This window comes from bacterium, assembly GCA_035371905.1.
GTDB lineage: Bacteria > Ratteibacteria > UBA8468 > B48-G9 > JAFGKM01 > JAMWDI01.
The window spans coordinates 1-8,721 of record DAORXQ010000071.1; the positions used below are offsets into that span (position 1 = coordinate 1).

Consider the following 8,721-nt stretch of genomic DNA (forward strand, 5'->3'; position numbering starts at 1 on the left):
CCATTTTTTTGTGTTTAATACTGTGCCATTTAGAATGTCCTGACATATCTGCCTCCTTTTTATTTTTCTTCTTTTAATCTTTTCCAAAATTCTTTTGCACTCAAGTTTTCAATTATCTTTCTAAATTCTTCTGCTTCTTTTTTATCTATTGGTCTATCAAACTTATTAGATTTAATAAAGTCATCGCTATCATAATATTTTATAATATCCGGGTTTTCAAGTAAATCTTCTGAAGCAAAAATAGGAACATCAAATCTTAATGCAATTGCAATTCCATCACTGGGTCTACAATCAATCCTTTCAATCTTTCCATTTACTTCAATCACAAGGTCTGCATAATAAACATTTTCCTTAAGAGAATGAATTTCAAGTTTTTGAATTTTACCTTTAAGTTTTTCTATAATAATTTTCATCAAATCGTGTGTAAGCGGCCTTGGAAACTTTGCTTTTTCAAGAACAAATAAAATTGACTGTGCTTCAAAAATTCCAACAACTATTGGCAGTACTTTCCCATTTTCACTCTTCAAAATAACTATCGGAGTGCTGGTCAAAATATTTAAAACAACTCCATCAACATATACCTTCTTCATATTTATGTTTTTTCCTCTTTTTCTTTCTTCCTCTGTTCAATAATTTTTGCCGCTATATGTGAAGGAACTTCTTCATAATGAGAAAATTCCATAGAGAAAGTTCCTTTTCCACTGGTAAGAGAACGTAGTTCGTTTGTATAATTTGACATTTCTGCAAGAGGAACCTGTGCTTTTACAATTTGAAAACTGCCAGATGAAAGCATATCAAGAACCTTTCCTCTTTTTGAATTTATAGTTCCTATAACATCCCCTACATTTTCAGAAGGTACTCTTATTTCAACATTAACTATTGGCTCAAGCAAAACTGGCTTTGCTTCACTGACTGCTTTTTGTAAAGCCATTGAACCAGCTATCTGAAAGGCAATATCTGAAGAATCAACAACATGATAACTACCATCGTAAAGAATAACTCTTATATCAACTATTGGATAATTTGCAAGTACTCCCTTTTTCATTGCATCCCTTACACCTTTTTCAACAGAAGGTATGAAATTTCTTGGGATTGCACCTCCAACTATCTGGTCAACAAATTCAAAACCAGTACCTCTTGGAAGTGGTTCTATTTTTATAAAACAGTGTCCATACTGTCCTCTTCCTCCTGTCTGTCTCTTAAATTTCCCTTCTGCATTTGCTGTTGCTGTTATTGTTTCTTTATAGGCAATTTTTGGAATACCCTTTTCCACTTCAACACCGAATTTGTTTTTAAATTTATTTACCGTAATATCTATATGTAAATCTCCCATCCCTGAAATAATTGTTTCTCCTGTTTCTTCATCTCTGAAAATCCTTATGGTCAAATCTTCTTCAGAAATTCTTCCTATCGCATTACCAAGTTTATCCTCTGTTCCTTTTATTTTTGGTGCAATTGAATATGATACAGCACCTTCAGGAATATGTGGTTTTTCATAAATGATGTTTGTATTTAAATCACAGATTGTATCAAATGTTTGTGAATTGAGTTTTGCTGCGGTCACTATTTCTCCTGGATACACAACTTCAACGGGTTCCTGTTTTCTACCCTGCATTCTGAATAATTGCCCAACCCTTTCCTTTACACCTTTTGTTGAGTTTAAAAACTGTGAATTAGAAAAAAACTTACCACTTAAAACTTTTATATAAGAAAGACGTCCTGCAAAAGGGTCAAAAATTGTTTTAAATATTATACCTGTAAATACCTGTGTATCTTTTCTTTCCACCAATACTTCCTGACCATCCTGATTTTTACCTTTCAAAGGTGGCATTTCATCAGTTGAAGGGATAAAATTAAAAATAAAATCAATCAATTCTTCTATACCAATCTGATTTAACCCTGAACCAAATAAAACAGGGAAAACAGTCCTTTCAACTATACCATTCTTTAATGATTTTGCAATTTCTTCTTTTGTAAGTTTTCCTGTTTCAAGATATTTTTCCATTACCGCATCATCAAGTTCAGCAAGAGTATCCATTGATTTTTGAAATAATTCACTGAATTCACCCCCAGAAGATACATCTTCACTGAAAATATTTTTAACTCCTTTAAATTGTCCATTCTCAAAAACAGGATAATTCACAAGTACTGCTTTATTTCCCAGAAAAGAAAAAATTTCATCAATAACTTTTCTGTAATTTAAATCAGGACTATCCAGTTTATTAATGAAAATAATAGATGGAAGATTTTTTTTACTTATCATCTCCCAGATTTTTTCAGTTCCTACCTCTATTCCTTCTACCGCTGAAACATTTAAAATTGCAATATCAGATGCTTCAATTCCGGAAATCTGTTCTCCAACGAAATCAATATATCCTGGAACATCTAAAATGTATATAATACTATCATCTCTTTTTACATATCCAACAGCTAAGTTTATACTTATCAACCTTGTTTTTTCCTCTTCATCAAAATCAAAAGTAGTATTTCCCTGATTAATATCTCCCATTCTTGTTATCATACCTGTTTTATAAAGTATTGCCTCTCCAAGAATTGTTTTTCCCGATTTTGTACTTCCAAATAAACCAATTGTAACAACCTTTCCCATTTTCTACTCCTTTCACATTTCTGTAAATAAAATTTAATATTCTGCTAAAATATTATACCACATTTAAAAAAATCAGTAAAAACCCAAGTAGTTAATGAATTTCAATTAAATCAATAAATTTTGAAATTTCAAGATATGATGGTTGAGAAGGCGCTGTTTTTTTATTTAAAGCAACATAAGTAAAAGAAGAACCAAAAAAAAGTGGTATTAATCTTTTGTATAAAGAAGTGGCCATGGGAATAACGATTAAACCAATCTTTTTTGAGTAATTATACGAAAGTTCTGTAAGTGTAAAGAGATGTTTTTCTGTTAATACTTTTGTAGCAATTTTTACCATATCTGCTCCATCTTTTTTGCCTTTCTTAACAATTTTTTTTAATATGTTAATATCAGGTGTCTTTTTAAAATTATGGTAGGAAAGGATAATTTTTTTGTTTTTACTTTTACAGATTTCAATAACTTTATCACATATTTTACTTTTAATCTCAACATCAATTATATCAATATAATTACTAACTGCTCTAAAAATTTCAAGCCGTTTTTTATCAGATAAATAAAAAGAATTCTCTCCCCCTTCTTTATACCATCTTATAGTACCTATAATGTTTACTCCCCCTAGTTTCCTTGTTTTTTTTATCCATTCAATTATATCACTTTCATTGAAGTTTCTTAAAAATTCATCAATTCTCAATTCAATATATTTCACATTTTTTAAAACTTCATATAAAATCTTTTCCTCTTCATCACCTGTAAGTACAAGTATAATTTTTTCTTTTAAATTTTCCATTTCCCAGTCCCTGTTTTACTGAAATTATATCTCAAATCCTATATCAAGTTTTGATTTTGCCAGAATATAACTGTTATGAAATACTTTGTTTACATCTTCAACTTTTATTCCTGCTGAAACAATAATTTTTTTTGCAAAATCGTCTGTAATTAAATCGTCAGGGGAATGTGCATCAGTATTCAAAATTAAAGGAAATTCATATTCATACCATAAACGAGATACATGCCCATTTGAAAAAGAATGTCCTTTTCTTGCAGATATTTCTATACTAATTTTTCTTTCAGCAGCGATTTTTGCCTCATCTTCACTTAACAATCCAGGATGAGCAAGAATATCAATATCGCTTTCCAGTGCTTTTTTATTTGTTCCTTTTGCAACCGGCTCAACAATTGTTTCTCCATGAACAATAATTATTTTAGCACCGAGATTCCTTGAAATTTTAACAATATTTGGAATATCAACTGGATTAACATGGGTTATCTCAACACCAGGAATTGCCTTTATTCTGAAATTTAAATTAATTTTTTCACAAACTCTTATAATTGCTGGAATAACAAAATCAATATTGGAAAAATCAACATGGTCTGTAAAAGCAATAACTTTATATCCTTTTTCATCTGCCCTTCTTGCAAGTTCACTCGGAATTAAATCACCATCACTTAAAATCGTGTGAGTATGAAGGTCTATCATTTTATCTCCTTTTTAGGGGGCTTTACTTCTTTAACTATTACATCAACATTTGAAACCTTTAAACCACTCATTTTTTCAACTTCTTCTTTTATTTTCTTCTGAACCTGATAAGTTATTTCCGGGATATTTGTTCCATAATCAACAGCAATGCTGAGTTCAAAACTAACTTCTCCTTCTCCAAGTATTACCTTTATTCCTACATCCTGTTTTTTCCTGATTATTTTTTTCAATCCTCCCATTAACCCAGTTATAACTTTATTAACTCCTGGAACACTGGTAGCGGCAACACCTGCAATAGAAGCAAGAACTTCGTTATCTATTCTTACTTTCCCCAGTTCCTTTTCCTCTTCTACCATTTAATTACCTCCTTTTGATTACTTTCAGAAACAACCTTATCAACAAAACCTACATAATATCTTCCTGAAAGGAATAAAGGATGGGAAATAATTTTTTTATACAGAGGGACTGTGGTTTTTATTCCTTCTATAACAATTTCATCAAGCGCTCTTTTCATTCTTTCAATTGCTTCTTCTCTTGTTCTTCCATAGGTTATGAGTTTCATAATTAAACTATCATAATAGGGTGGTATAAAATACCCTTCATAAATGTGTGTGTCTATTCTTATTCCAGGTCCTGCCGGTAATACAAGTTTTTTTATTCTACCGGGAGATGGCATGAAATTATTTTCAGGGTCTTCAGCGTTGATTCTGCATTCAATTGCATGATAATTTATTTTTATGTCTCTATGGGAAAAATCAAGTTTTGAATTATCTGCAATTTTAATCTGGCTCTTAACAAGGTCTATTCCTGTAACACACTCAGTAACTGGATGCTCAACCTGAATTCTTGTATTCATTTCTATAAAATATGGATTTTTATTCTGGTCAACAAGAAATTCTATTGTTCCCGCATTTCTGTATTTTATATATTTTACTATTTTTTTAGCATATTTCTGCAATTTTTTTCTTAAACCTCTATCTGCAAATGGTGATGGACTTTCTTCTATCAATTTCTGGTGTCTTCTCTGAATAGAACAATCCCTTTCAGGGAAAACATAAATATTTCCTTTATTATCACACAATACCTGAATTTCAATATGTCTCGGCCTTTCAATAAATTTTTCAATATATAAAGATTCCTCCCCAAAAGATATTTTTGCTTCTTCCTTACAGGTATTCCACATCTTTTCAAATTCTTCAACTGTATATACCTTTCTCATTCCTCTACCTCCACCACCTGCAGATGCTTTTATCATTATCGGAAACCCTATTTTTTTAGCATGATGAAGTGCCTTTTTGAAATCATTTTCTTCATAACCAGGAATAACAGGAACTTTTGCTTTTTTGGCTATTTTTTTTGCAAGGGATTTATCACCTATCATTCTTAAATTTTCAGGTGTTGGACCGACAAAAATTATTCTTGCAGAATTACAAATTTCAACAAACTGTATATTTTCAGAAAGAAAACCATATCCTGGATGAACAGCATCCGCGCCTGTTATTTCAATTGAACTTATAATAGAAGGAATATTTAGATAACTTTCTTTAGGTTTTGAAGGTCCTATACAGATTCTTTCATCTGCAAGAAAAACAGGTAAAGAATACCTGTCAGCATCAGAATAACCAATAACAACAGGAATTTCCAGTTCTTTGCATGCTCTTATAACTCTTAAAGCAATTTCTCCCCTATTTGCTACAAACAATTTTCTTATCATTCCCGAGCTCCGTCCTCCTCTAAAGAAAATTTTACAAGACCATCTTTTTTAAATGGACTTACAATTAAATGAAAATGATCAGGCATCAACGTAAAACATAAAATATACACTAACTTTTCCCTTTTTTCCGAGCCCTGTCCTCCGTATTCAACCGGTTTATCGTTATTAAAAATGTACAAGTATTCCATAAATCTTTCATAATCCCTATCTTCAAGAAATACACCTCTTTTATCCACTCCCCTATTATAAATATGATAAAAACAGCCTACCACAAATTCCTCTTTCCTTCTCATTTTTCCGAGATCAGTCCTCCGATTTCAAGGACGAAAAGGACCTGTCCGTATTCAACGGGTTTTCCATTCTCCACAAGTATTTCCTTCACCACTCCATCATATTCTGACTTAATCTCATTCATAACTTTCATTGCTTCAACTATACACAAAACATCTCCTTTTTTTACGAATTGACCTTGTTCAACAAAAGGAGAACTGGTAGGAGAAGGAGTCCTGTAAAAAGTTCCAACAAGAGGAGATTTAACATAAACAATATTTTCAAGTTCCTGAGATATATGTTTTGATTCTTCTACAATTTTATCTATATTCACTTTGGGACTTTCTTCTATAACCTTCCTTTCTCTTATTTCTTCCCCTTTTTTGCTCAAAATCAAATGAAAATCGCCTTTTTTTACTTCAAGATATTCTAGACCATACTCTTTCATAAAATCAGCGTAAACTTTTAATTCTTCGGGCTTCATTTTCCCTCCAGATTCAAACTTAATTTTTCTATAATTCTGAACAATTCATTAACTATTTTTATTGCTTTCTCTGCATCTTTTTTTCCATAAAAATCCTCAGGTATAAAATCCATATCTCCATAAAAAGAAATTTCTCGCTGACTTCTTAGCCATTTACAATCCTTTTCAATTTTTTTAAAATCTTTTTTAATATCTAATTTTAACTTTTCTGAATGTTTTATTATCAAATCTATTACATCATGCCATTTAGGTGGAGTTACATTCAAATTAAGTAATATTGCTTTTTCCAACAATTCAATTATTTCCTGAGATTCTCTTATTACATCTGAATAACTTTTTTTCAGCATAAATTGATTTAATATTTCTCTTCTTACTTTTGCTCTTTTTAAATAACTTCCTATTAATCTTTTGTTAACCATCTTTCATTATATAATGTGGTATAGGATATTCAAAATATTCAATCCTATGTTTTTTAAATTCATCCAGTTTTTTTAAGAATTTTTTGAAATAATTATTTTTATCATAAATAATTTTAAAACTTGCAGACCAAAGATAAGGCAATTCCACTATTAAACTTTTTTTACTCTTTATAATTGGAGAAATTAATGGAAATATATTTTTTTCTTTAAGTTTTTTAATTGTTTCAATATTATCAAGAATTGAAAAAAATTCAGTATACATTTTATAATTTGAACCTGCCTTTTCAAGAATCAGAAGCAAATCAATATCTGAAAAAGGAGTATACTTATCTTCTGCATAGGAACCAAAAATCACAATTGAAACAAGATTTTCCTTATAGTACTTTAAACATTCCTTTCTTAACTCATTAATAAAATCAGAAAATTGTTTTTCATTCATATTTTCAATCAGATGCGGGTTATATATTCACCTGTTCTTGTATCTATCCTTATGGTATCTCCAACTTCAATAAATAAAGGCGTTTGAACTATAAGACCTGTTTCTACTTTGACTTTTTTTCTCCCCCCTTGAACTGTATCTCCTTTATATCCTGGTTCTGCCTCTATTACTTTAAGGTCAACTGTAAAAGGAAGTTGAATGTCAATTATTCTACCCTGATAGAAAAGACCGGTAACTTCAAGATTTTCTTTCAAGTAGTATTTTTTATTACCTATTATTTCATCACCCAAATTAAACTGTTCATAAGAGTTATTATCCATAAAATAATATGTTGAACCATCTGAGTAAAGAAATGTAAGAGGTACTTCTTCTAAAATAACAAGTTTAACTTCTACATCGCTTCTGAAACTAAATTCAACACCTCTTCCTGTATCTATCTCAACTGCCTTAATCTTTACAATACCCCTTCTCTGCTGCTGAACAACATGGGTAGTACTTTTAACAATATATAATTTCCCTTCATACTCAAAAACATTTCCTTCTTTCAAATCAAGTACATTCATACTAAAAATTATACCATACAAATAAAAATAAATAAACCCCCTTCTTCCGAACCCGGTTCGGAAGGTGGCTATTCAAGTCCTATCGCTTTTCTCAAAACAAGTATCACATCTGAAATGTCTATCACTCCATCATCATTCATATCCCCTGCATCCGGGTCTGGTTCATCTATCAATATTGCCATCCTCAAACATAAAATCACATCACTTATATCTACTTGCTCATCTCCATTTATATTTCCTAAAATTCCTATACATTCTCCTTTTAAGATTATCTCTACCTCTGGATTCTCATTATCATTTGAACCCACTTTCAATTTCCCTTCTTTTATCCCTTTTGTATTTGGAACAAAATATACAGGTATTAATGTTAAGTTATCTTCTGGTATTGTTATCGGAAATTCTGTCTCTACTTTGAAATCTACTGCATTTATCCCTGTTATTGTTATTGAACTAACTGTTAAATCATCACTCCCATAGTTTTTCACAAGTATATATCCCTCTTTCCTTCCTTTTGTGCTTCCAAAATCAAGTATATCTGGATTTACTCCTATCACTGGTTTATTCGGTTTTGTCCTGTATATCCATATCCTCTCGTTGTTCTGGCTATTTGTATCCTCTGGTGTTATATCTTTTATCTCTCCTCTTATTCTATATTCTCCTTCTACTTCTGCTATAAATGTCTCACTTATTACTACCTCTTCAAATGCTCCTGGTGTAAAATTCGCACTTTTAAGTAATTCTTCTGTT

At 30.8% G+C, this 8,721-nt stretch carries 12 protein-coding genes; all 12 read right to left on the bottom strand.

What is annotated here, in order from left to right; genetic code table 11:
- Nucleotides 1-59: 59 nt before the first annotated feature.
- A complete protein-coding gene (locus PKV21_07435; protein ID HOM27322.1) occupies nt 60-590 on the bottom strand; it encodes a bifunctional nuclease family protein in 531 nt (176 codons plus the stop codon).
- 2 nt (nt 591-592) lie between these two features.
- Nucleotides 593-2,608: an elongation factor G gene (fusA, locus tag PKV21_07440; protein ID HOM27323.1), complete on the bottom strand. Its 2,016-nt coding sequence runs from the start codon at nt 2,606-2,608 to the stop codon at nt 593-595.
- A gap of 91 nt (nt 2,609-2,699) precedes the next feature.
- Nucleotides 2,700-3,395, bottom strand: coding sequence for a type I 3-dehydroquinate dehydratase (locus PKV21_07445; protein HOM27324.1), 696 nt, complete (start codon nt 3,393-3,395; stop codon nt 2,700-2,702).
- A 24-nt stretch (nt 3,396-3,419) separates the two neighbouring features.
- Entirely contained in the window at nt 3,420-4,085 is a 666-nt protein-coding gene (locus PKV21_07450) for a histidinol phosphate phosphatase domain-containing protein (GenBank protein HOM27325.1), read from the bottom strand.
- On the bottom strand, nt 4,082-4,441 hold the full coding sequence (locus tag PKV21_07455; protein ID HOM27326.1) for an Asp23/Gls24 family envelope stress response protein: 360 nt from the start codon (nt 4,439-4,441) through the stop codon (nt 4,082-4,084). The genes PKV21_07450 and PKV21_07455 overlap by 4 nt, the downstream gene beginning before the upstream one ends.
- Nucleotides 4,435-5,799 carry an acetyl-CoA carboxylase biotin carboxylase subunit gene (gene accC / locus PKV21_07460; protein HOM27327.1) on the bottom strand — a complete coding sequence of 455 codons (1,365 nt, stop codon included), beginning with the start codon at nt 5,797-5,799 and terminating at the stop codon, nt 4,435-4,437. The genes PKV21_07455 and accC overlap by 7 nt, the downstream gene beginning before the upstream one ends.
- The gene (locus PKV21_07465) at nt 5,796-6,092 is read right to left on the bottom strand and encodes a hypothetical protein (GenBank protein ID HOM27328.1); all 297 of its coding nucleotides are present in this window, start codon (nt 6,090-6,092) and stop codon (nt 5,796-5,798) included. The genes accC and PKV21_07465 overlap by 4 nt, the downstream gene beginning before the upstream one ends.
- Entirely contained in the window at nt 6,089-6,553 is a 465-nt protein-coding gene (gene accB / locus PKV21_07470) for an acetyl-CoA carboxylase biotin carboxyl carrier protein (GenBank protein HOM27329.1), read from the bottom strand. The genes PKV21_07465 and accB overlap by 4 nt, the downstream gene beginning before the upstream one ends.
- Complete coding sequence (locus PKV21_07475) at nt 6,550-6,972, bottom strand: HEPN domain-containing protein (protein HOM27330.1); 423 nt, start codon at nt 6,970-6,972, stop codon at nt 6,550-6,552. Before PKV21_07475 ends, accB begins: the two co-directional genes overlap by 4 nt.
- Nucleotides 6,965-7,411 (bottom strand): nucleotidyltransferase domain-containing protein, encoded by a 447-nt coding sequence (locus tag PKV21_07480; protein HOM27331.1) that lies wholly within the window; start codon nt 7,409-7,411, stop codon nt 6,965-6,967. Before PKV21_07480 ends, PKV21_07475 begins: the two co-directional genes overlap by 8 nt.
- 8 nt (nt 7,412-7,419) lie before the next feature.
- Complete coding sequence (gene efp / locus PKV21_07485; GenBank protein HOM27332.1) at nt 7,420-7,974, bottom strand: elongation factor P; 555 nt, start codon at nt 7,972-7,974, stop codon at nt 7,420-7,422.
- Nucleotides 7,975-8,042: 68 nt separating this feature from the next.
- Nucleotides 8,043-8,721: dockerin type I repeat-containing protein (locus tag PKV21_07490; GenBank protein HOM27333.1), on the bottom strand; the 679-nt coding region annotated here is incomplete at its 5' end.